19 protein-coding genes are annotated in these 23,065 nt (G+C 69.4%); 12 read left to right on the forward strand and 7 right to left on the reverse strand.

Annotation, left to right across the window (positions count from 1 at the left end; all coding sequences use genetic code 11):
* Nucleotides 1-42 precede the first annotated feature (42 nt).
* Nucleotides 43-1,512 carry a sodium:solute symporter family protein gene (locus SPR02S_RS08705; protein ID WP_019056561.1) on the reverse strand — a complete coding sequence of 490 codons (1,470 nt, stop codon included), beginning with the start codon at nt 1,510-1,512 and terminating at the stop codon, nt 43-45.
* 156 nt (nt 1,513-1,668) lie between these two features.
* Between SPR02S_RS08705 and SPR02S_RS08710 the strand changes: the two genes are divergently transcribed.
* Together SPR02S_RS08710 and SPR02S_RS08715 are read left to right on the forward strand one after the other, a co-directional pair.
* The gene (locus SPR02S_RS08710; RefSeq protein WP_019056562.1) at nt 1,669-3,225 is read left to right on the forward strand and encodes a PucR family transcriptional regulator; all 1,557 of its coding nucleotides are present in this window, start codon (nt 1,669-1,671) and stop codon (nt 3,223-3,225) included.
* A gap of 80 nt (nt 3,226-3,305) precedes the next feature.
* The gene (locus SPR02S_RS08715; RefSeq protein ID WP_019056563.1) at nt 3,306-4,097 is read left to right on the forward strand and encodes a phosphatase; all 792 of its coding nucleotides are present in this window, start codon (nt 3,306-3,308) and stop codon (nt 4,095-4,097) included.
* Nucleotides 4,098-4,119: 22 nt separating this feature from the next.
* Here SPR02S_RS08715 and SPR02S_RS08720 read toward each other — a convergent pair whose 3' ends face one another.
* The 4 genes from SPR02S_RS08720 to SPR02S_RS08735 all read right to left on the reverse strand — a co-directional run bounded on the left by SPR02S_RS08720 (nt 4,120) and on the right by SPR02S_RS08735 (nt 7,876).
* Nucleotides 4,120-5,091, reverse strand: coding sequence for a cation diffusion facilitator family transporter (locus tag SPR02S_RS08720; RefSeq protein ID WP_019056564.1), 972 nt, complete (start codon nt 5,089-5,091; stop codon nt 4,120-4,122).
* A 4-nt stretch (nt 5,092-5,095) separates the two neighbouring features.
* The gene (locus tag SPR02S_RS08725; protein WP_019056565.1) at nt 5,096-5,977 is read right to left on the reverse strand and encodes an acyl-CoA thioesterase; all 882 of its coding nucleotides are present in this window, start codon (nt 5,975-5,977) and stop codon (nt 5,096-5,098) included.
* 35 nt (nt 5,978-6,012) lie between these two features.
* Nucleotides 6,013-7,170 carry an acyl-CoA dehydrogenase family protein gene (locus SPR02S_RS08730; RefSeq protein ID WP_019056566.1) on the reverse strand — a complete coding sequence of 386 codons (1,158 nt, stop codon included), beginning with the start codon at nt 7,168-7,170 and terminating at the stop codon, nt 6,013-6,015.
* Nucleotides 7,171-7,279: 109 nt separating this feature from the next.
* Nucleotides 7,280-7,876 (reverse strand): SACE_7040 family transcriptional regulator, encoded by a 597-nt coding sequence (locus SPR02S_RS08735; RefSeq protein WP_019056567.1) that lies wholly within the window; start codon nt 7,874-7,876, stop codon nt 7,280-7,282.
* 106 nt (nt 7,877-7,982) lie between these two features.
* Between SPR02S_RS08735 and SPR02S_RS08740 the strand changes: the two genes are divergently transcribed.
* From SPR02S_RS08740 to SPR02S_RS08755, 4 genes are all read left to right on the forward strand, one after another.
* Nucleotides 7,983-9,599: a carboxyl transferase domain-containing protein gene (locus SPR02S_RS08740; protein WP_019056568.1), complete on the forward strand. Its 1,617-nt coding sequence runs from the start codon at nt 7,983-7,985 to the stop codon at nt 9,597-9,599.
* Nucleotides 9,600-9,676: 77 nt separating this feature from the next.
* Nucleotides 9,677-11,605 (forward strand): acetyl/propionyl/methylcrotonyl-CoA carboxylase subunit alpha, encoded by a 1,929-nt coding sequence (locus SPR02S_RS08745; RefSeq protein WP_026150354.1) that lies wholly within the window; start codon nt 9,677-9,679, stop codon nt 11,603-11,605.
* A gap of 38 nt (nt 11,606-11,643) precedes the next feature.
* Nucleotides 11,644-12,582 (forward strand): hydroxymethylglutaryl-CoA lyase, encoded by a 939-nt coding sequence (locus tag SPR02S_RS08750; protein ID WP_019056570.1) that lies wholly within the window; start codon nt 11,644-11,646, stop codon nt 12,580-12,582.
* Between the two features lie 5 nt (nt 12,583-12,587).
* Nucleotides 12,588-13,748 (forward strand): acyl-CoA dehydrogenase family protein, encoded by a 1,161-nt coding sequence (locus tag SPR02S_RS08755; RefSeq protein ID WP_020684166.1) that lies wholly within the window; start codon nt 12,588-12,590, stop codon nt 13,746-13,748.
* An 11-nt stretch (nt 13,749-13,759) separates the two neighbouring features.
* Here the strand turns inward: SPR02S_RS08755 and SPR02S_RS08760 are convergent, their stop codons facing one another.
* On the reverse strand, nt 13,760-14,395 hold the full coding sequence (locus SPR02S_RS08760) for a biliverdin-producing heme oxygenase (protein WP_019056572.1): 636 nt from the start codon (nt 14,393-14,395) through the stop codon (nt 13,760-13,762).
* Nucleotides 14,392-15,531, reverse strand: coding sequence for a polyprenyl synthetase family protein (locus tag SPR02S_RS08765; protein WP_245607529.1), 1,140 nt, complete (start codon nt 15,529-15,531; stop codon nt 14,392-14,394). Before SPR02S_RS08765 ends, SPR02S_RS08760 begins: the two co-directional genes overlap by 4 nt.
* A gap of 244 nt (nt 15,532-15,775) precedes the next feature.
* Here SPR02S_RS08765 and SPR02S_RS08770 point away from each other — a divergent pair, with 244 nt between their 5' ends.
* From SPR02S_RS08770 to SPR02S_RS08795, 6 genes are all read left to right on the forward strand, one after another.
* Nucleotides 15,776-16,825 (forward strand): ABC transporter substrate-binding protein, encoded by a 1,050-nt coding sequence (locus SPR02S_RS08770; RefSeq protein WP_019056574.1) that lies wholly within the window; start codon nt 15,776-15,778, stop codon nt 16,823-16,825.
* Nucleotides 16,826-16,960: 135 nt separating this feature from the next.
* Entirely contained in the window at nt 16,961-17,806 is an 846-nt protein-coding gene (locus SPR02S_RS08775) for a siderophore-interacting protein (RefSeq protein WP_019056575.1), read from the forward strand.
* 140 nt (nt 17,807-17,946) lie between these two features.
* Complete coding sequence (gene desA, locus SPR02S_RS08780; RefSeq protein ID WP_019056576.1) at nt 17,947-19,389, forward strand: lysine decarboxylase DesA; 1,443 nt, start codon at nt 17,947-17,949, stop codon at nt 19,387-19,389.
* The gene (locus SPR02S_RS08785) at nt 19,373-20,656 is read left to right on the forward strand and encodes a lysine N(6)-hydroxylase/L-ornithine N(5)-oxygenase family protein (protein WP_019056577.1); all 1,284 of its coding nucleotides are present in this window, start codon (nt 19,373-19,375) and stop codon (nt 20,654-20,656) included. The genes desA and SPR02S_RS08785 overlap by 17 nt, the downstream gene beginning before the upstream one ends.
* Nucleotides 20,653-21,219, forward strand: a complete 567-nt coding sequence (locus SPR02S_RS08790) for a GNAT family N-acetyltransferase (RefSeq protein WP_019056578.1) — start codon at nt 20,653-20,655, stop codon at nt 21,217-21,219. Before SPR02S_RS08785 ends, SPR02S_RS08790 begins: the two co-directional genes overlap by 4 nt.
* On the forward strand, nt 21,216-22,994 hold the full coding sequence (locus SPR02S_RS08795) for an IucA/IucC family protein (protein ID WP_019056579.1): 1,779 nt from the start codon (nt 21,216-21,218) through the stop codon (nt 22,992-22,994). The genes SPR02S_RS08790 and SPR02S_RS08795 overlap by 4 nt, the downstream gene beginning before the upstream one ends.
* Nucleotides 22,995-23,065 lie beyond the last annotated feature (71 nt).

A 23,065-nucleotide genomic window follows, 5' to 3' on the forward strand; every position in this document is an offset into this window, starting at 1 on the left:
GGTTTTTCCTGCGGTTTTGTACGCCTGACTACGACTTTGACTTTACTGGGGAGCCGCCACCGGCTCGGACACTCGTTCGGGTGCGCCGCGCCCCGCCAGCCGGTCCCGCCACGCGGCGAGTACGGCCGCGTCGGTCGCGGGCGTCGCGAGAGAGACGGTCACATAGGCGGCCAGAGACGACAACAGGCCGTAGTACACAGGCTCGTTGGCGAGGATGCCGTAGGTCGCCATCAGGCCGACGACCGCGAGGCCGCCGACGATCACCGAGGCGAGCGCGCCCTGTGCGGTGCCGCGTTTCCACAGCAGACCGCCGAGGATCGGGACGAGCAGGCCGCCGACGAGGAGGTTGTAGGCGACTGTCAACGCCTCCACGACGTTGTTCAGCGCGATCGCCGTGCCGATCACCGCGACGCCCATGACGAGGATGAAGGCGCGGTTGCCCCGGACCTCGTCATGCTCCTCCTCGTCGTCCTCCCGTCGTACGGCGCCGCGCAGCTTCGACCAGATGTCGTTGTTGGCGACCGTGGCGCAGGCGATCAGCGCGCCGGAGGATGTGGACATGACGGCGGCGAGGGCGGCGGCCAGCACCAACCCCCGTACGCCGACCGGGAGTTCGTCCTTGACTATGGTCGCGAAGGCGTCGTCCGGGCTGCCCAGGTTCGGGTAGAGGACCTTGGCCGCGGTGCCGATGACGGCGCCGGCGAGGGCGTAGACGAGGCAGTAGGTGCCCGCGACCGTGCCGCCCCACTTGGCCGTCTTGTCGCTGCCCGCCGTGAACACCCGCTGCCAGATGTCCTGGCCGATGAGCATGCCGAACGTGTAGATCAGGACGTAGGTGAAGATCGTCTCGCCGCCGATGCCCAGCGGGTCGAAGTACCCGGTGGGCAGCTTCGCCTTCATCTCGCTGAAGCCGCCGGCCTTGACGACCGCGATGGGCAGCAGGAGCAGGAGTACGCCGATCGTCTTCACCACGAACTGCACCATGTCCGTCAGCGTGATCGACCACATGCCGCCGAGCGTCGAGTACGCGACGACGATCGAGCCGCCGAGGACGATCGCGAGGGTGCGGTTCATGTCGAAGAGGACGTCGAAGATCGTGGCGTAGGCGATCGTCGAGGTGACGGCCAGCATCAGGGTGTAGGCCCACATGACTACGCCGGAGATGACGCCCGCCCGGCCGCCATACCTGAGATCGAGCATCTCCGACACCGTGTACACCTTGAGGCGGGCGATGCGGGCGGAGAAGAAGACGGAGAGGGCGAGCAGGCCGAGGCCGATGGTGAAGACCATCCAGGCGCCGGACAGGCCGTACTGGTAGCCCAGGCCCACCCCACCGATGGTGGACGCGCCGCCGAGGACGATCGCGGCCATGGTGCCGGAGTACATGACGGGGCCCAGGCGGCGGCCCGCGACCAGGAAGTCGCTCTTCGACTTGGCGCGGCGCATGCCCCACCAGCCCATGGCCAGCATGCCGGCCAGGTAGACGACGATGACGGTGTAGTCGACGGCCATACGGGGGCCTCCTTACGCACGTGCTCGGAGTCTCGGGGAGTCCCGGGGAGTCTCGGGGGACGGCTTGCGCCGCGACCGACCCTAGGTGGCCGGAAAGCGGCTGCGAAGTGTACGTTTCATCCATCCGAGCCCGAGGTGATGGAGGAAACGTCCACCATGCCGGACCTCACGGTTCCGCCCACTCCACCCGTGTATCTCTCCGCCCTCCTGGCCCGCGAGGACCTGGGGCTGCGGCAGATCGCCGGGCCGTCCGACCCCGACACCGCGATCCACTGGGCGCATGTGTCGGAGATGCCGGACCCGTATCCGTATCTGCTGGGCGGCGAGCTGCTGTTGACGGCCGGCGTCCACATCCCGGAGGCGGCCGGCTCCGGCACGTACTTCGCCGACTACGTCTCCCGGATCGTCGAGGCGGGCGGCGTGGCCCTCGGCTTCGGCGTCGCGCCCGTCCACGACACCGTGCCGAGAGCCCTGGTCGCGGCCTGCGACGACTACGACCTCCCCCTCCTGGAGGTCCCGCCCCCGACCCCGTTCACCCGGGTGGCCCGCGCGGTCTGGCAGCTGATGGCGCAGGCCCGCCTCGCCGAACTCCGCCGCGTCACCGAGGCCCAGCAGAGCCTGGCCGCAGCGGCCTCCCGCCCCGACCCGGTCCCTTCGGTCCTACGCCAACTCGCCCAGCGGGTAAGCGGTCGCGCGGTGCTGTACGGACCCGACGGCACGGAGATCGCGGCGGCGGGGCGGGGAGCGTCGGGGGTGGAGACGCGGGAGACACGGGAGGCGTTGGCGGGGCTGGCGCGGGTGGTACGACCGCCCGCGGCTTCGGCCTCATCCCCTACGCCCCCTAGTTCCTCTACGTCTGCATCCCCTACATCCCCTACATCCCCTACGTCCCCCACCTCCGCCACGGACACCGTCCCCGGCGCCCATCTCGCCGCGTACGCCCTCGGTACCGGTCAGGGTTTCGTCCTAGGGGTCGCCGCCCCGGACCGCGCCCCCGGCGACCACACCATCGCCTCGGTCGCCGCCGTACTCCTCTCCCTCCTCACCGGCGAACACCAGAGCCGCACGGGAGCGGACCGGTCCTCGGCACTCGTACGGCTGCTGCTGGGCGCCCCTCCGGAAGACGTCGCGTCGCTGCTCGGCGGCGACCGGTGGCTCGTCGTGCACGCGACGCCCGGCACTGGGACAACCACCGCCCCCGACCCCGTCGCCGCGTCCGCGCTGGGCGCCGCCCTCGGCTCCGCGCTGATCGACCTGGCGCCGGAGGTCGTACGGGTACTGGTCCCCGCCGATCGCGAACCAGCCCCGCAACCCGGCTGGACCCTAGGGGTCAGCGCCGCCGTCACCCCCGAGGACTGGCCCGCCGCCGACACCCACGCGGCCCGCGCCCTGGCCCGCGCCCGCGCGACCCGTACCCCGCTGGTACGACACGGTTCCTCGGGCCGCGCCGGTCTCGCCGAACTGCTCCCCCACGACGAGGCCGAGGCACACGCCCGTACCCTCCTCGCGCCGCTCGCCGCCCACCCCGCGCTCGTCGAGACGCTGCGCACCTGGCTCTCCCTGCACGGGAGTTGGGACCGTACGGCGGTTGCCCTCGCCGTGCACCGCAACACCGTGCGGCAGCGGATCGCCCGGTGCGCGGCACTGCTGGAGACGGACCTGGACGATCCGGACGTACGGATGGAGCTCTGGTTCGGCCTGCGTCACCTGTGAACGGCCAGGTACGAGTGATCCACATCCCAGCGGGCGGGACGCCGGGCACGCGCACAGTCCTCTGCTCCACAATGGGGAGCATGCCGATATCCGGGACCCTCAGCCGCGCCGAGCTCGTCGATCACCTTGTGAAGACCCGTATCGCGGGCGACGTAGCCACCCCCCGCGAGAACAACCTCTCCCACTACCGCAAGCTCGCGAACGGCGACCGCCACTACTGGTTCGGCCTGGAGCTCGGCAGCCGTTGGACCGACGAGCAGGACGTGCTCGCCGTGATGGCGGAGCGGGTGGGTGTGAACGACGATCCCCAGTACCGCTACGGCCAGGACACCATCGACCCGGAGCTGACCGTCGAGGGGCTCGACCGGCTGGCGGCGCGGCTGCGCAAGGCGGCCGACGGGCAGCAGCGGGTGCTCTTCGCGACCGGTCACCCGGGCGGTCTGCTCGATGTGCACCGTGCCACGGCCGCCGCCCTGCGCACGGCCGGCTGCGAGATCCTCGTGATCCCGGAGGGGCTGCAGACGGAGGAGGGGTACGTCATGCAGTTCGCGGACGTGGCCGTCCTGGAGCACGGGGCGACGCTGTGGCACACGCACTCCGGTGAGCCGATGAAGGCGATCCTCACCGCCCTGGAGCGCGAGGGCCGCCCGCTGCCCGACCTGGTCGTCGCCGACCACGGCTGGGCGGGCTACGCGGGGCGGCACGGGGTCGACTCCGTCGGGTACGCCGACTCGAACGACCCGGCGCTCTTCCTCGCCGAGTCCGAGGGGACCGTACAGGTCGCGGTCCCCCTCGATGACCATGTCGTCAGCCCCAGGTACTACGACCCGATGACGGCGTATCTGCTGGCGGAGGCCGGACTGTCGTCCTGAACGGCCGGGCTCAACTCCCCTGTCACGGCCAGGGGTTGAGCCCCTCCGCCCGGCGCTGCGCGTACCCCGGTGTCGGGTCCAGATAGACCCGGTTCACCGAGGGGAACGCCTCCCGCAGCCGCTGCTCGGCCTGTTCGCAGGCCCACTCGATCTGCGCGGCGCTCGACCGGTCCCGGAAGTCGATCTTCGCGGCGACCAGCGCCTCGCGCGGACCCTGCACGAGGGTCGTCAACTCCAGTACGGCCTCGATGTGTTCGACCCCGAGCAGCTCCTCCCGGATACGGTCCCGCATGGCCTTGGGGAGCGGCCGTCCGATGAGGAGTTCGGCGTTGGAGCGGCCGAGCACCCAGGCGACGTAGAGCAGCAGGGCGCCGATGCAGAGTGAGGCGATGCCGTCCCAGACACCGGAGCCCGTGAGCTGGCCGCCGAGCAGGCCGCCGGCCGCGAGGACCAGGCCGACCAGGGCGGCGGAGTCCTCAAGGACTACGGCCTTGACTGCGGTGTCAGGGGTGTAGCGGAGGTAGCGCTTGAAGCTGGCGTCGAAGCGGGCCGCCTCGCCGCGCGCCTGGCGTACGCCCGTCCGCAGGGAGTAGCCCTCCAGGAGGAACGCGACGCCGAGCACGATGTACGAGATGAGCGGGTCGCCGAGGTCCTCGCCGGCGACGAGGGTGTGGATGCCGTCGTAGATCGAGAAGACCGCGCCGCCGACGAAGGTGGCGACGGCGGCGAGCATCGCCCAGATGTAGCGCTCGGGGCCGTAGCCGAGGGGGTGTTCCTCGTCGGCGGGCTTGCCGCTGCGTTTGAGGGCGGTGAGGAGGAGGAGTTCGGTGACCGTGTCGGCGACCGAGTGCGCGGCCTCCGACAGCATCGCGCTGGAGCCGCTGATGACGCCGGCGACCGCCTTCGCGAGCGCGATGCCCAGGTTGGCGACGGCGGCGACGATCACCGTGACGGTGGACTCGCCGCCGCCGTCACCTTCCTCTGTTTCTGCCATGCCCTCAGTGTTCCCGAGGAACCCGGACCACGCCCTCCTGAATGACGGAGATGGCCAGTTGGCCGTCCTGCGTGTAGATCCGCGCCTGCCCGAGCCCGCGCCCGCCGGACGCCGACGGCGACTCCTGGTCGTAGAGCAGCCACTCGTCCGCGCGGAACGGCCGGTGGAACCACATCGCGTGGTCGAGGGAGGCCCCGACCACATCTCCTACGGCCCAGCCGCCGCGGCCGTGCGCGAGGAGGACGGAGTCGAGGAGGGTCATGTCGGAGACGTAGGTCGCGAGTACTACGTGGAGGAGGGGATCGTCGATGGGGCCTTCGAGCTTGCCGTTGGTGCGGAACCACACCTGGGAGTGCGGTTCGCGCGGTGCGCCGAACTTGCCGTACGGCGGCTCCTCGACGTAGCGCAGGTCGATGGCCTCGCGGGCCTCGATGAACTTCTCGACGACCTCGGGGGCGATGTGGTCGTAGCCGCGCAGCCGGTCCTGGGAGGTGGGCAGGGTGGCCGGGTCGGGGGCGGACGGCATGGGGGCCTGGTGTTCGAGGCCGTCCTCGTGGCGCTGGAAGGACGCGGAGAGGGCGAAGATCGGCTGGCCGTGCTGGACCGCGACGACGCGGCGCGCGGTGAAGGAACGGCCGTCGTTCATGCGCTCGACGGTGTAGACGATGGGCGCGCCGGGGTCGCCGGGGCGCAGGAAGTACGCGTGGAGGGAGTGGGCGAGACGGTCGGCGGAGACCGTCCGGCCGGCGGCGACCAGCGCCTGGGCCGCCACCTGCCCGCCGAAGACGCGGGGGACGACGGCGGACTGGGACTGGCCGCGGAAGATGTTCTCCTCGATCTGCTCAAGGTCGAGCAGATCGAGGAGACCCTGAAGTGCCTTGCTCATGGCACCTTTTCTACTGGCCGGTAATTTCGGGGACCTTACAGGCCCATGTCCTTTGCGATGATCGTCTTCATGATCTCGCTGGTGCCGCCGTAGATGCGGTTGACGCGGTTGTCCGCGTACAGGCGGGCGATCGGGTACTCGTTCATGAAGCCGTAGCCGCCGTGCAGCTGGAGGCAGCGGTCGATCACGCGGTGGGCGACCTCGGTGGTGAACAGCTTGGCGCTGGCCGCCTCGGCGGGGGTCAGCTCACCGGCGTCCAGGGCCTCGGTCGCGCGGTCGACGACGGCCTCGGCGGCGTCCACCTCGGCCTGACAGGCGGCCAGTTCGAACTTGGTGTTCTGGAACGCGGCGACGGGCTGGCCGAAGACCACGCGCTCCTGGACGTACTGCTTCGCGAACCGGACGGCGGCCTTGGCCTGCGCGTACGCGCCGAAGGCGATGCCCCAGCGCTCGGAGGCGAGGTTGTGGCCGAGGTAGTAGAAGCCCTTGTTCTCCTCGCCGAGGAGGTCCTCGGCCGGGACCTTCACGTCGACGAACGCCAGCTCGGCGGTGTCGGAGGTCTTCAGGCCGAGCTTGTCGAGCTTGCGGCCGACCGAGTAGCCCTCGGCCTTGGTGTCCACCACGAAGAGGGAGATGCCGTGGCGGCGGTCCTCCTTGGTGGAGGGGGCGGTGCGGGCGCAGACGATCATGCGGTCGGCGTGCACGCCACCGGTGATGAAGGTCTTGGCGCCGTTGAGGACGTAGTGCGTGCCGTCCTCGGAGAGCTTGGCGGTGGTCTTCATGCCCGCGAGGTCGGAGCCGGTGCCCGGCTCGGTCATCGCGATGGCCCACATCTCCTCGCCGGAGACGAACTTCGGCAGGTACTTCTTCTTCTGCTCGTCGTTGGCGAGCAGCTTGATGTAGGGCAGGCCGAGCAGCACGTGCACACCGGAGCCGCCGAAGGAGACACCCGCGCGCGCGGTCTCCTCGTAGAGGACGGCCTCGAACTTGTACGAGTCGATGCCCGCGCCGCCGTACTCCTCGTCCACGCGGATACCGAAGACGCCGAGCTCGGCGAGCTTGTAGTAGAAGTCGCGCGGCGCCTGGCCGGCCGCGAACCACTCGTCGTAGACGGGGACGACCTCGGCCTCGATGAAGGCGCGCAGGGTCTCCCGGAACGCCTCGTGGTCCTCGTCAAACACCGTACGGCGCACCTGCCGCCACCTCCAGCTACGTCAAGAGTCCATGTCTAAGCGCTTGCTCAGAACATCACGGTACCGGCGAGTAGGGGGAGCGTCCAGCGGAACGGACACGTAACGCTCGTCACGCTCCCGCCGCCGCGAACGCCCCCCTCGCCATCCGGTGCAGCAGTTCCGCCGTCGCGCCACGGCCGGGCAGGGAGCCGGGGCGGCCCAGGTGCGGGGTGGAGTTCAGTAGGCCGAACACCGAGTGGACCGCCGACCGCGCGCTGGGTTCGGCCAGCTCCGGGTACACCTCTCGTACGACCTCGACCCACAACTCCACATACTGGCGCTGGAGTTGACGCACCAGCTTGCGGTCGGTGTCCCGCAGGCGGTCCAGCTCCCGGTCGTGCAGCGTGATCAGCGGGCGGTCGTCGAGGGCGAAGTCGATGTGGCCCTCGATGAGGGAGTCGAGGAGCGGCTCCGCGGAGGTCACGCCCTGCGCCTCCGCCAGGCGGCGCTTCGCGCCCGTGAGGAGCTGGCCGCTGATGCCGACCAGCAGCTCCGCGAGCATCGCGTCCTTGCCCGGGAAGTGGCGGTACAGGCCAGGTCCGCTGATGCCGACCGCCGCGCCTATCTCGTCGACACCGACGCCGTGGAATCCCCGCTCGGCGAAGAGCCGCGCGGCCTCCTTGAGGATCTGCTCGCGGCGGGTGGGGGCGTCGGTTCTCGTGGTCATGGAAGCAATTCTAGACAGGGAGGTTAGCGGTCGTTAACCTGAAGGAAATGGTTAACGCTCATTAACAGCCGAGAGCGGCCGATCGCTGTGCGAGGGGACCCACAGAATGCAAGAGGCACCGGAGCTGACGAGCGCGGCCGATCCCGCGTCGGAGGCGTGGCGGGCCAACGAGGCGGCGCACCGCGCGCTGGGCGAGGAGCTGCGGCAGAAGCTCGCCGCGGCCCGGCTCGGCGGCGGTGAGCGGGCCCGGGACCGGCACACCGCGCGCGGCAAGCTGCTCCCCCGCGACCGCGTCGACACGCTGCTCGACCCGGGCTCGCCCTTCCTGGAGCTGGCTCCCCTCGCCGCCGACGGGATGTACGACGGGGCCGCCCCTGCCGCCGGTGTCATCGCCGGGATCGGGCGGGTGAGCGGGCGCGAGTGCGTGATCGTCGCGAACGACGCCACGGTCAAGGGCGGGACCTACTACCCGATGACCGTGAAGAAGCATCTGCGCGCCCAGGAGATCGCCCTCGAGAACAGGCTCCCCTGTATCTATCTCGTCGACTCCGGGGGCGCCTTCCTGCCCATGCAGGACGAGGTGTTCCCGGACCGGGACCACTTCGGGCGGATCTTCTTCAACCAGGCCCGGATGTCGGGGGCCGGGATTCCGCAGATCGCCGCCGTGCTGGGGTCCTGTACCGCCGGGGGCGCCTACGTCCCCGCCATGAGCGACGAGGCCGTCATCGTCCGGAATCAGGGGACGATCTTCCTGGGCGGGCCGCCCCTCGTGAAGGCCGCCACCGGCGAGGTGGTCACCGCCGAGGAGCTGGGCGGCGGCGACGTCCACGCACGCGTGTCGGGCGTCACCGACCATCTCGCGGAGGACGACGCCCATGCGCTGCGGATCGTCCGGAACATCGCCGCCACGCTCCCCGCGCGCGGGGCCCTGCCCTGGGAGGTCACCGAGTCGGTGGAGCCGAAGGTCGACCCGTACGGGATCTACGGCTCCGTCCCCGTCGACTCCCGTACCCCCTACGACGTACGGGAGATCATCGCGCGCGTGGTCGACGGCTCCCGGTTCGCCGAGTTCAAGGCCGAGTTCGGGCAGACCCTGGTCACCGGCTTCGCCCGCATCCACGGCCACCCGGTCGGCATCGTCGCCAACAACGGCATCCTGTTCTCCGAATCCGCCCAGAAGGGCGCCCACTTCATCGAACTGTGCGACCAGCGCGGCATCCCCCTGGTGTTCCTCCAGAACATCTCGGGGTTCATGGTCGGCAAGGACTACGAAGCGGGCGGGATCGCCAAGCACGGCGCCAAGATGGTCACCGCCGTCGCCTGCGCGCGCGTGCCGAAGCTGACGGTCGTGGTCGGCGGCTCGTACGGCGCGGGCAACTACTCGATGTGCGGCCGGGCGTACTCCCCCCGCTTCCTGTGGATGTGGCCCGGCGCCAAGATCTCCGTCATGGGCGGCGAGCAGGCCGCGTCCGTCCTCGCGACCGTGAAGCGGGACCAGTTGGAGGGGCGCGGGGAGGAGTGGCCGGCCGAGGACGAGGACGCCTTCAAGGACCCGATCCGGCAGCAGTACGAGCGCCAGGGCAACGCCTACTACGCCACCGCCCGGCTCTGGGACGACGGGGTCATCGACCCGACGGAGACCCGCCAGGTGCTGGGTCTGGCCCTGACCGCCTGTGCCAACGCGCCCCTGGGAGAACCCCAGTTCGGCGTCTTCCGGATGTGATGAGGATGCCCGAGATGGTCGACACATTCGAGAATCCCGAGACACCCAAGGTTCCCGAGACGCCCGAGGTCCCCGAGATGTTCGAGACGGTCCTCGTGGCCAACCGGGGTGAGATCGCGGTCCGTGTCATCCGCACCCTGCGCTCCCTCGGCGTGCGCTCGGTGGCCGTCTTCTCCGACGCCGACGCGGACGCCCGGCACGTCCGCGAGGCCGACACGGCGGTACGGCTCGGACCGGCACCGGCCGCCGAGAGCTATCTGTCGGTGGAACGGCTCCTGGAGGCGGCGGCCCGCTCCGGCGCGCAGGCGGTGCACCCGGGCTACGGCTTCCTCGCCGAGAACGCGGCCTTCGCGCGCGCGTGCGCCGACGCCGGGCTCGTCTTCATCGGTCCCCCGGCCGACGCGATCGCCCTCATGGGCGACAAGATCCGCGCCAAGGAGACCGTGCAGGCGGCCGGTGTCCCGGTCGTCCCCGGCGGCCGCGACCCCGAACTCTCCAAGGCCGCCCATGAGTTGGGTGCACCCGTACTCCTCAAGCCCTCAGCCGGCGGTGGCGGCAAGGGCATGCGCCTCGTCCGCGACCTCACCCTCCTCGACGACGAGATCGCCGCCGCCCGCCGCGAGGCCCGCGCCTCCTTCGGCGACGACACCCTCCTGGTCGAGCGCTGGGTCGACCGCCCCCGCCACATCGAGATCCAGATCCTGGCCGACGGCCACGGCAACGTCGTCCACCTCGGCGAACGCGAGTGCTCCTTGCAGCGCCGGCACCAGAAGGTCGTCGAGGAGGCCCCGAGCGTGCTCCTCGACTCCGGCACCCGCGCGGCGATGGGCGAGGCCGCGGTGCAGGCGGCCCGCTCGTGCGGGTACGCGGGCGCGGGCACGGTGGAGTTCATCGTGCCGGGCAGCGACCCCTCGTCGTACTACTTCATGGAGATGAACACCCGCCTCCAAGTGGAGCACCCGGTAACGGAGTTGGTGACCGGCCTCGACCTCGTGGAGTGGCAGCTGCGGGTGGCGGCGGGCGAGCGACTGCCCTTCGCGCAGGAGGACATCGCGCTCACCGGGCACGCCATCGAGGCCCGCATCTGCGCCGAAACTGTGTCCAATAAAGAGGGCGCGCGCGGATTCCTCCCCTCCGGCGGCACCGTCCTGAAGCTGAACGAGCCCTCGGGCAACGGCATCCGCACCGACTCCGGCCTCTCCGAAGGCACCGAGGTCGGCAGTCTCTACGACCCGATGCTCTCCAAGGTCATCGCCTACGGCCCCGACCGCGCGACCGCGCTCAGGAAGCTCCGGGCCGCCCTCGCGGACACGGTGACCTTGGGCGTGCCGACGAACGCGGGGTTCCTGCGCAGGCTCCTCGCCCATCCGGCGGTCGTAGCGGGCGAGTTGGACACCGGGCTCGTCGAGCGGGAGGCGGACTCGCTCATCCCCGACGAGGTGCCCATGGAGGTGTACGAGGCGGCAGCGGCCGTACGGCTGGAGGCTCTCCGCCCCAAGGACGACGGGTGGACCGACCCCTTCTCGGTGCCGGACGGGTGGCGGCTGGGCGGCACTCCTAAGCCGGTCGGGTTCCACCTGAGGGTGACCGAGCCCGTGGAGTACGTCCCGCGCGGAGCCCACACCGTCACCGCCGACCAGGTCGCCGTCACCCTCGACGGGGTCCGGCACACCTTTCACCGGGCCGGTGACTGGCTGGGCCGGGACGGGGACGCCTGGCAGGTGCGGGACCACGATCCGGTGGCCGCCTCGCTGAGCGGGGCCGACCGGTCCGGTGCTGGTTCACTGACCGCGCCGATGCCGGGGACGGTGACCGTGGTGAAGGTCGCCGTGGGGGATCAAGTGGCCGCGGGGCAGAGCCTGTTGGTGGTGGAGGCGATGAAGATGGAGCACGTCGTCTCCGCGCCGCACGCCGGCACCGTCGCCGAACTCGACGTGACGCCCGGCGCGACGGTCGCCATGGACCAGGTGCTGGCGGTCGTCACGCCCGTGGAGGAGGACCAGTGACACTCGGACCAGCGACGCTCGGACCAGCGACACTCCCGATGGTCGTACCGGCCCCCGATCTGCCCGCCCGGGTGCGCATCCACGAGGTGGGGGCGCGGGACGGGCTGCAGAACGAGAAGGCGACCGTGCCGACGGAGGTGAAGGCCGAGTTCGTGCGGCGGCTGGCCGACGCGGGCCTGACCACGATCGAGGCGACCAGCTTCGTGCACCCCAAGTGGGTGCCCCAACTGGCCGACGCGGAGCAGCTGTTCCCGCTCGTGCGCGACCTGCCGGGCGTACACCTCCCCGTCCTGGTGCCGAACGCCCGCGGGCTCGACCGGGCCCTGTCCCTGAAGGCGACCCGCGTCGCCGTCTTCGCCAGCGCCACCGAGTCCTTCGCCAAGGCCAACCTCAACCGCACGGTGGACGAGTCGCTGGCCGTGTTCGCCCCGGTCGTGGCCCGCGCCAAGGACGAGGGCGCCCATGTGCGCGGATATGTCTCCATGTGCTTCGGCGACCCCTGGGAGGGCGCGGTCCCGATCGCTCAAGTGGTGCGTGTCTGCCGGGCGTTGGTCGACATGGGCTGCGACGAGCTGAGCCTCGGCGACACGATCGGGGTGGCAACTCCCGGCCATGTGCTGGAGTTGCTGGCCGCGCTCAATGAACAAGGCGTCCCCACCCCTCTGTTGGGCGTGCACTTCCACGACACCTACGGCCAGGCCCTCTCCAACACCCTGGCCGCCCTCCAGCACGGCGTCACCACCGTGGACGCCTCCGCGGGCGGCCTCGGCGGCTGCCCGTTCGCCAAGTCCGCGACCGGCAACCTCGCGACCGAGGACCTGGTGTGGATGCTCCAGGGTCTCGGCATCGATTCCGGAGTCGACCTCGCCCGTCTCACCGCCACCAGCGTGTGGATGGCCGAACAACTGGGCCGACCCAGCCCGTCCCGCACCGTCCGCGCACTCGGTAAAACAGCGCAGCCCCACAAGGAGCAGTGACCGCCATGGACCACCGTCTCTCCCCCGAGCTGGAAGAACTCCGCCATACGGTAGAGGAGTTCGCGCACGACGTCGTCGCACCGAAGATCGGCGACTTCTACGAGCGGCACGAGTTCCCGTACGAGATCGTCCGCGAGATGGGCCGCATGGGCCTGTTCGGACTCCCGTTCCCCGAGGAGTACGGCGGGATGGGCGGCGACTATCTGGCGCTCGGCCTCGTCCTTGAGGAACTGGCCCGGGTCGACTCGTCGGTCGCCATCACCCTGGAGGCCGGGGTGTCGCTGGGCGCGATGCCCATCCACCTCTTCGGCACCGACGCGCAGAAGGCCGAGTGGCTGCCCCGGCTCTGCTCCGGCGAGATCCTCGGCGCCTTCGGGCTGACCGAGCCGGACGGCGGCTCCGACGCGGGGGCGACGCGGACGACGGCCCGGCTCGACCCGGACACCGATGAGTGGGTGATCAACGGTTCCAAGTGCTTCATCACCAACTCCGGTACGGACATCACCGGTCTGGTGACGGTCACCGCGGTGACGGGACGCAAGCCCGACGGCAAGCCGCTGATCTCGTCGATCATCGTGCCGTCCGGGACGCCCGGCTTCACGGTCGCGGCGCCGTACTCGAAGGTCGGCTGGAACGCCTCCGACACCCGTGAGCTGTCCTTCGCGGATGTGCGGGTCCCGGCGGCGAACCTGCTGGGTGAACTCGGCCGCGGCTACGCCCAGTTCCTGCGCATCCTGGACGAGGGCCGTATCGCCATCGCGGCGCTCGCGACCGGTCTCGCGCAGGGCTGTGTCGACGAGTCGGTGAAGTACGCCAAGGAACGGCACGCGTTCGGGCGGCCGATCGGCGCGAACCAGGCCATCCAGTTCAAGATCGCCGACATGGAGATGAAGGCCCACACCTCTCGGCTGTCCTGGCGCGACGCGGCCTCCCGGCTGGTCGCGGGCGAGCCCTTCAAGAAGGAGGCCGCCCTCGCCAAGCTGTACTCCTCGACCATCGCCGTCGACAACGCCCGTGACGCCACCCAGGTGCACGGCGGGTACGGCTTCATGAACGAGTACCCGGTGGCCCGGATGTGGCGCGACTCCAAGATCCTGGAGATCGGCGAGGGCACCAGTGAGGTCCAACGGATGCTGATCGCCCGCGAGTTGGGCCTCACGGGCTGACAGTCGGCCTTCTACACCGGTTCGGGAGCGGGGCTGGGGCTGCCCAGACCCACCGACAACTCCCCCGAGATCAGGGCGACATGGCGGTAGGCCCGGTCGGCGGCGGCCAACACGCGGTCCTGTACGGCGGGTTCGCCGAACGCCCGGTCCAGGCGCTCGGTGAAGGCCGCCCAGCGGGTGCGGTCGCCGCTGCCGTAGTACGAGGCGCCGTTCCCGTCCGTGAGCCGGTACGCCTCGGTGACGTATCGGAGCAGGAACATCGCGCCGAGGGTGGAGCCCTCCAACACGTAGAGGAAGCCGAGGAGTTCGCGAGGTTCGGCGGTGCGGCGTATCTCCCGTGCGAACTCCTCGGCGGACGGGCCGGGTCGAGGGGCGGTGCCGAGGGCGGCGAAGTGGTGCAGGTCGCGTTCGATGAGGGGCAGCTTCACGAGGTCGGGTGACCACACCGAGGCGACGGCTGGGCAGGTGACACGAGTGAGTTCGCCCTCCAATACCTCCAACACCACGCGGTAGGCGGCGAGTTGGCCGACGTAGCGGTCGAGGGGGAGGGTGCCGGCGAGCATCGCCGTGGCGAACCCGGTGGTCTCCAGAGCTTGGTGCCAGGCGCGGGTGCCGTTCCTCAGGCGTCCGCTCAGCTGGTCCGTCATACGCCGCTCCGCTGCCGGACCGCCGCGAGCAGACGGTCGATGAGGTGGCCCTTGCGTTCGATCGTCACGTCGAAGTAGGCGGCGCTGCGCTCGGAGCGGCACACGCCGTGCACGGCGTTCTTCGCGGCGCGCTTCAGCGCCACGGCCTCCTCGGCGAGCGCGAGGAGTGTGCGCTCCAGTCGGGGGTGACCGAGAACGTACGGTTTGAAGTCCTCGCGTGGGCTTCCGGCCGGCAGGTCGTCGAGGAGTTCCAGGAAGACCCGGTTGCCCAGGCCGTCGAAGTCCTCGTGGGTGTTGGCCCCGCCGAACTCGGGCACGAAGTCGGTCAGATCGTTGAACAGCTGGCTGGCGAGGCCCAGTTGACGCATCGCGCCGTCCAGGGCCACCCGGTCGTCCTCGACCACCCGCAGCCCGGCGACCGCCGCGTCGAGCGGCATCCAGAACAGGGTGCCGGTCTTGAGGGCGGCCGTCGCCTCCCAGAAGCCGACCCGTGCGGCACGCGGCGCGGCCAGCAACTCCGCGCGCGTGAGCGCCGTACGCGAGGACATGTCGACGGCCTGCCCGGTGAAGCCGCTGCCGACCGAGCGCACCAGGCTGTCCACGACGGCCGGGTCGGCCGCGTGCCGCAGCGCGGACATGATCAGCCAGGCGCCGGTGTTGAGGGCGAGCGGGGTGCCGTGGGTGCTGTGGAGCGCGGGTTCGCCGTAGCGGACCTCGCTGCCGTCCTGGATGTCGTCGAGGGCGACGGCCGCCTTCAGCAGAATCCTTACGGCAACTGCCGTGCGGCGGATCACCGCGAGGTCGGAGGCGGTCTCCGACTCCCCTGAGAAACCTCGGTAGTTGCGGTACGCCCAGTACACCATCGAGGGCCGCAGCGGGGCCCGGCCGCCCGGTGCCCCGGGTGTGGGGGGCAGCGCCTGCTGGCCGACCTTCGAGCCGAGGGCGTCCGCGACCGGTTCATACAGGACGCGGCGCAGGGCCGTGTCGTAGACGGAGACCGCCGCCGTCCGCGCCGGGGCGGTCAGCGCGTCGAGGAACTCGGCCAGGTCGTCCTCCAACAGTGCCGCGTCGGCACGCACCACCGCTTCCACGTCCGTCATGTCCGTCGTACCCGTGACACCCACCGTGATAGCCACTCCACCTCCGAAGGCGACCGAACAACAGTGCGCAGGCCGTTCTAGGAACGAGCGTGATCACAACGGCCGGACGAGACAAGGCGGTTGAAAGCCAAATCGCCTGGGGCATCGGCCCACAAGCCGGGCACAGGGTGGACACAGGTCCGGGCGGCCGACACCCGCCCACTGGACACTCAGTGAGGTTAGGCTAACCTACCTTCGAATTGTCCGGCGGGCGCTCCGCCCTGTTCGAAAGCAGCCACACATGTCCAACGCCCGTGCCACTCACCTCTCCCGCCGCGGCATCCTCGCCGCGGGCGGCGCCCTCGGCCTCGGTGCCGTGCTCGCGGCCTGCGGCGACGACGACGCGAAAAGCGGTGGCTCGGACAAGGAGACGGCGGCCGCGAAGTCCGGCCCCTGGACCTTCAAGGACGACCGCGGCACCACCGCGAAGGCCGACAAGATCCCGGCGAACATCGTCTCGTTCATCGGTGTCGCCGCCGCGCTGCACGACTACGGCATCGAGTCGAAGGGCGTCTTCGGACCGACCGAGCTGAAGAACGGCAAGCCCGACGTCCAGGCCGGCGACCTGGACATCAGCAAGGTCACGATCCTCGGCAACACCTGGGGCCAGTTCAACATCGAGAAGTACGCGGCGCTCTCCCCCGACGTCCTCATCACCACGATGTTCGACGCGGTCGGCACGCTCTGGTACGTCCCGGAGGAGTCGAAGAAGAAGATCCTCGCGGTGGGGGCGCCGACCGTCGGCATCTCGGTGTACGACATCCAGCTGCCCACGCCGCTCGCGCGCATGCTGGAACTCGCCAAGTCCCTTGGCGCGGACACCACTTCTTCTACGATCACCGCGGCCAAGAAGCGCTTCGAGGACGCCGCCGCACGGCTGCGCGCCGCGGCGAAGGCCAAGCCGGACATCAAGGTCCTCGCGGGTTCCGCGAGCGACTCCATCTTCTACGTCTCCGGCTCCAACCTCTCCGCCGACCTTGAGTACTACAAGTCCCTCGGTGTGAACTTCGTCGAGCCGCCGGCGTCCGCGTTGAAGGCGAGCGGTGGGTGGTTCGAGAACCTGAGCTGGGAGAACGTCGACAAGTACGGGGCGGACATCATCATGATGGACAACCGGACTTCGGCGATTCAGCCCGCTGACATTACTGAGGGCACGTGGAAGAAGTTGTCGGCGGTGAAGGCGAACCAGGTGATCGCGCGGAACCCTGAGCCGATCCTGTCGTATGCCAAGTGCGCGCCGTTGCTTGAGGATCTGGCGAAGGCGATCGAGAACGCGAAGAAGGTCAGTTGATTTAGGGGTGGTTTCGCTTTGTGGGGAGCTGCGGGCCGTATGTGGCTGGTCGCGCCCACGCGGCGGAGCCGCAAATTAGATGCAGCCCCGCGCCCCTAGGGAGTTGCCCCTCACCTCCGATTTAGGAGTTGCCCCATGACTACGGCCGTTGCCGCCCCGTTCCGCTTCTTCTCACTCCACGTCATGCGGACGGAGCGGCTCGGGCCGTCTCTGGTCCGGGTGACCTTCGCCGGGGACGATCTGGCGTACTTCTTCTCCGACGGGTGTGATCAGTCCCTGTCGCTTTTCCTCCCCCAACCCGGTCAGCTGGAGCCCGCCGTTCCGTACGAGCTCGGGGACGGGTGGTGGCAGGGGTGGCGTGAACTGCCTGATGACGTACGGGCCGTGATGCGCTCGTACACTCTGCGCGCCCTGCGCCGCGACGCCCAAGGCGGCACGAGCGAGATCGATATCGACTTCGTGTTGCACGAACCGGCCGGGCCCGCCTCCCGTTGGGCCTCTCTCGCCTCAGCCGGTGATCGGGTCGCGTTGCTCGGGCCCGCGATCGCGGACAATCGGGCGATCCGGTTCCGGCCGCCGGAGGATGCCGATCTCGTGGTCGTGTGGGGGGACGAGACCGCCGTACCGGCCGCTTCGGCGATTCTCGAGGCGCTGCCTGCCGGTACCCGTGCGCGGGTCTGGCTCGAAGTACAACACCCCGGCGACATCCAGGACTTGGCCACCGAGGCCGATGCCGAAGTCACCTGGCTGGTGCGTGAGAACCAGGGCGTCGAGGGGTCCCCCATGGCCCTCGGCGCCCTTCGGGATGCCCAACTGCCGCCTGCCGAGCGGCCGTACGTGTGGATCGCGGGCGAGGCCGGTCAAGTGAAGGCGTTGCGGCGGCACTTCGTGGGTGAGCGGGGGTTCGACCGGCGCCGGGTGACCTTTGTCGGGTACTGGCGGCAGGGGCTCAGCGAGGAGCAGTTGCGCGAAGGCGGGTGACCGGCGGCCGATACGGGAGTGACAGCGGTCACGGATGAGACGGGTTTCGCGAACGTTAAGTTAGGTTAGGCTTACCTAAGTTAATGCGGATCCCGCCACTCTCCTGTCCCGCACGGACTGCCCCACCGGAGGACCCCCACATGCGCTCGCACCTGCTCAATGACACGACTGCGGAGCACTACCGCCGCTCCGTGACGGAAGGCGTGGAGCGGGTGGCGGCCAAACTCGCCACCACGGAACGACCGTTCACCGGCGTCTCGGTCGACGCCCTCTCCCCCCTCATCGACCGGATCGACCTCGACCGCCCGCTCCACGACACCGGCGCGGTGCTCGACGAACTGGACGAGGTCTATCTGCGTGACGCGATCTACTTCCACCACCCCCGCTATCTCGCCCACCTCAACTGCCCGGTCGTCATCCCGGCCGTGCTCGGCGAGGCGGTGCTCTCCGCCGTCAACTCCTCCCTGGACACCTGGGACCAGTCGGCCGGCGGCACCCTCATCGAGCGCAAACTGATCGACTGGACGAACGAGCGAATCGGCCTCGGGCCGCACGCCGACGGCGTGTTCACCTCCGGCGGCAGCCAGTCCAACCTTCAGGCGCTGCTGCTGGCCCGCGAGGAGGCCAAGACCGACAGCCTGGCCAAACTGCGGATCTTCGCCTCCGAGGTCAGCCACTTCAGCGTGAAGAAGTCGGCGAAACTGCTCGGCCTCGGGCAGGACTCCGTCGTGTCGATACCCGTCGGCGCCGACCAGCGCATGCAAACGGTCGCGCTGGCCCGCGAGTTGGAGCGCTGCAAGAGCGCCGGGCTCATCCCCATGGCCGTCGTCGCCACCGCCGGCACCACCGACTTCGGCTCCATCGACCCGCTGCCCGAAGTCGCCGCCCTGTGCGAGCAGTTCGGGGTGTGGATGCACGTGGACGCGGCCTACGGCTGCGGTCTGCTCGCCTCGCTGAAGTACCGGGGCCGGATCGACGGCATCGAGCGCGCCGACTCGGTCACCGTGGACTACCACAAGTCCTTCTTCCAGCCGGTGAGTTCGTCCGCCCTGCTGGTCCGCGACGCCGACACCCTGCGCCACGCGACCTACCACGCGGAGTACCTCAACCCGCGCCGCGCGGTGCAGGAGCGCATCCCCAACCAGGTCGACAAGTCCCTCCAGACCACCCGCCGCTTCGACGCGCTCAAGCTGTGGATGACCCTGCGTGTGATGGGCGCCGACGGCATCGGCCAACTCTTCGACGAGGTCTGCGACTTGGCCGTAGAAGGGTGGCGACTCCTCGCCGCCGACCCGCGGTTCGACGTCGTCGTGGAGCCCTCGCTCTCCACCCTCGTCTACCGCTACATCCCGGCCGCCGTCACCGACCCGGCCGAGATCGACCGCGCCAACCTGTACGCCCGCAAGGCCCTGTTCGCCTCCGGTGCCGCGGTGGTCGCGGGCACCAAGGTCGCGGGCCGCCACTACCTGAAGTTCACCCTGCTCAACCCCGAGACGACGACCGACGACATCGCCGCCGTCCTCGACCTGATCGCCGGCCATGCCGAGCAGTACCTGGGAGAGTCCCTTGACCGCGCTTCCTGAAGCCTCGAACAAGACCTACGACTTCGTGGGGATCGGGCTCGGGCCCTTCAACCTCGGCCTCGCCTGCCTCACCGAGCCGATCGCCGAACTCGACGGAATCTTCCTGGACTCGAAGCCCGACTTCGAGTGGCACGCCGGCATGTTCCTCGACGGCGCCCACCTCCAGACGCCGTTCATGTCGGACCTGGTCACCCTCGCCGACCCGACCTCGCCGTACTCCTTCCTCAACTACCTGAAGGAGAAGGGGCGTCTGTACCCCTTCTACATCCGCGAGAACTTCTACCCGCTGCGCGTCGAGTACGACGACTACTGCCGCTGGGCCGCAGGCAAGCTCACCAACGTGCGCTTCAGTACGACGGTCAGCGAAGTGGCATACGAGGAACAGGGCGAGGTCTACGTCGTCCGGACCGAGGGCGGTGACGTGTTCCGCGCCCGGCAGCTGGTCCTGGGCACCGGTACCCCGCCGTATCTCCCGGAGGCCGTCGCGGGGTTGGGCGGCGACTTCATCCACAACTCCCGTTACGTGCAGCACAAAGCGGAGTTGCAGGCCAAGGAGTCGATCACGCTGGTCGGCAGCGGGCAGTCCGCCGCCGAGATCTACTACGACCTGCTCGCCGAGATCGACGTGCACGGCTACGAGTTGAACTGGGTGACGCGCTCGCCGCGCTTCTTCCCGCTGGAGTACACGAAACTCACGCTGGAGATGACCTCCCCGGAGTACATCGACTACTTCCACGCGCTGCCGGAACAGACCCGCTACCGCCTCACGGCCGAGCAGAAGGGCCTGTTCAAGGGCATCGACGGCGACCTGGTCAACGAGATCTTCGACCTGCTGTACCAGAAGAAGGTCGGCGGGCCCGTTCCCACCCGGCTGCTCACCAACTCCTCGCTGGACAGCGCCAGTTACCGCGACGGCGTCTACGAACTCGGCCTCCGTCAGGAGGAGCAGGAGAAGGACTACACCCTGCGCTCCCAGGGCCTGATCCTCGCCACCGGCTACAAGTACGCCGAGCCGGAGTTCCTCAAGCCCGTCCACGAGCGGCTGCGCTACGACAGTCGGGGCAACTTCGACATCGCGCGCAACTACTCGATCGACACCACGGGCCGGGGCGTCTTCCTCCAGAACGCCGGCGTCCACGCGCACAGCATCACGTCCCCGGACCTGGGCATGGGCGCGTACCGCAACTCGTACATCATCCGTGAGCTGCTCGGCACCGAGTACTACCCGGTCGAACAGACCATCGCGTTCCAGGAGTTCGCCGCATGAGCGCCCTCACCGACACAGGCACCTTCACCTTCCGCCCCCTCGACCCGCTCCAGGACGCCGAGTTGCTGCACCGGTGGCTCACGCACCCCAAGGCCGCGTTCTGGATGATGCAGGACGCGAAGCTGGAGGACGTCGAGCGCGCGTACATGGAGATCGCGGCCGACGAGCACCAGCACGCGCTGCTCGGGCTCCAGGACGGCGTCCCCGTCTTCCTGATGGAGTACTACGACCCCCGTCACCGCGAACTGGTCGGCCTGTACGAGCCGTTGCCCGGTGACGTCGGCATGCACTTCCTGACGCCGGCCACCGAAGCGCCCGTCCACGGCTTCACCCGTGCGGTGATCACCGCCGTGCTGGCCCGCCTCTTCGAGGACCCCGCCGTCGAACGCGTCGTCGTGGAGCCGGACGTGTCCAACACCGCCGTCCACGCACTGAACGAGGCGGTCGGGTTCGTACCCGAGCGCGAGATCCAAAAGCCGGAGAAAATGGCCTTGTTGAGCTTCTGCACACGCGACCGTTTCTTTAAAAGGCACAGCCTGTCGGCTACGGCGGTGTCCGCATGAGCCTCGCCGACGCCGTCGCCCATCTCTCCCCCGAACGCTGGGAGAAGGCCAACCGCCTCCTCATCCGCAAGGCCCTCGCCGAGTTCGCGCACGAGCGGCTGCTCACGCCCGAACTCGTCGAGCAGGACGGTGACTTGTACGTCGTCCGCAGCGACGACGGCCTGACCCGCTACCGGTTCACCGCCGCCCAATACGCCCTCGACCACTGGCAGGTCGACGCCGACTCGATCACCCGTCACCGCGACGGCGTCGAACTCCCCCTCGCCGCCCTGGAGTTCTTCATCGAGCTGAAGCAGGCGCTCGGGCTGACCGAGGAGATCCTGCCGGTCTACCTGGAGGAGATCTCCTCCACCCTCTCCGGCACCTGCTACAAGCTCACCAAGCCGCAGCTCCCGGTCGCCGAGCTGGTGAAAAGCGACTTCCAGGCCATCGAGACCGGGATGACCGAGGGCCACCCCTGCTTCGTCGCCAACAACGGCCGGCTCGGCTTCGGCATCCACGAGTACCTCTCGTACGCCCCCGAGACCGCGAACCCGGTCCGCCTGGTGTGGCTGGCCGCGCACCGCTCACGGGCCGCGTTCACCGCGGGCGTGGGCATCGAGTACGAGTCGTTCATGCGGCGGGAGTTGGGCGCCGAGACGGTCGAGCGGTTCGGGCTGACCCTCGTCGACCGGGGTCTCGATCCCGACGACTTCCTCCTCATCCCGGTCCACCCCTGGCAGTGGTGGAACAAGCTCAGCGTCACCTTCGCCGCCGAGATCGCCCGCGGCCACCTCGTGTGCCTCGGCGAGGCCGACGACGAGTACCTCGCCCAGCAGTCCATCCGGACCTTCTTCAACAAGTCCCACCCCGAGAAGCACTACGTGAAGACGGCCCTGTCCGTCATCAACATGGGCTTCATGCGCGGACTTTCGGCCGCCTACATGGAGGCGACCCCGGCGATCAACGACTGGCTCGCCCAACTCATCGACAACGACCCGGTGTTGAAGTCCACCGGCCTGTCGATCATCCGTGAGCAGGCGGCCGTCGGCTACCGGCACCTGGAGTACGAGGCGGCGACCGACCGCTACTCGCCGTACCGCAAAATGCTCGCCGCGCTCTGGCGAGAGAGCCCAGTCTCCTCGCTCCAGGACGGCGAGTCCCTCGCCACGATGGCCTCGCTGGTGCACCTGGACCACGAGGGCGCGTCCTTCGCCGGCGCGCTGATCGAGCGGTCGGGGCTCGCCCCGGTGGAGTGGCTGCGGCGGTATCTGCGGGCGTACTTCACCCCGTTGCTGCACAGCTTCTACGCCTACGACCTGGTGTTCATGCCGCACGGCGAGAACGTCATCCTCGTCCTGAAGGACGGTGTCGTCGAGCGCGCGATCTACAAGGACATCGCCGAGGAGATCGCCGTCATGGACCCGGACGCGGTGCTGCCGCCGACGGTCGAACGACTGCGGGTCGAGGTCCCCGAGGACAAGAAGCTGCTGTCGATCTTCACCGACGTCTTCGACTGCTTCTTCCGCTTCCTCGCCGCCGGTCTGGCCGCCGAGGGCGTCCTGGAGGAGGACGACTTCTGGCGTACGGTCGCGGACGTCACCCGCGAGTACCAGGACGCGGCACCCGAACTCGCCGACAAGTTCCGGCAGTACGACATGTTCGCGCCCGAGTTCTCGCTGTCCTGCCTCAACCGTCTCCAACTGCGCAACAACAAGCAGATGGTGGACCTGGCGGACCCGGCCGGCGCGCTCCAACTCGTCGGCACCCTGAAGAACCCGATCGCCGGGTTCTGACCCCACAAGCAGGCGGGCACCCCGGGGTACGGTCCCCGGGGTGCCCGTCCTTTTGCCGTGGCTCAGCAGCC

The organism is Streptomyces prunicolor NBRC 13075 (assembly GCF_000367365.1).
Lineage (GTDB): Bacteria > Actinomycetota > Actinomycetes > Streptomycetales > Streptomycetaceae > Streptomyces > Streptomyces prunicolor.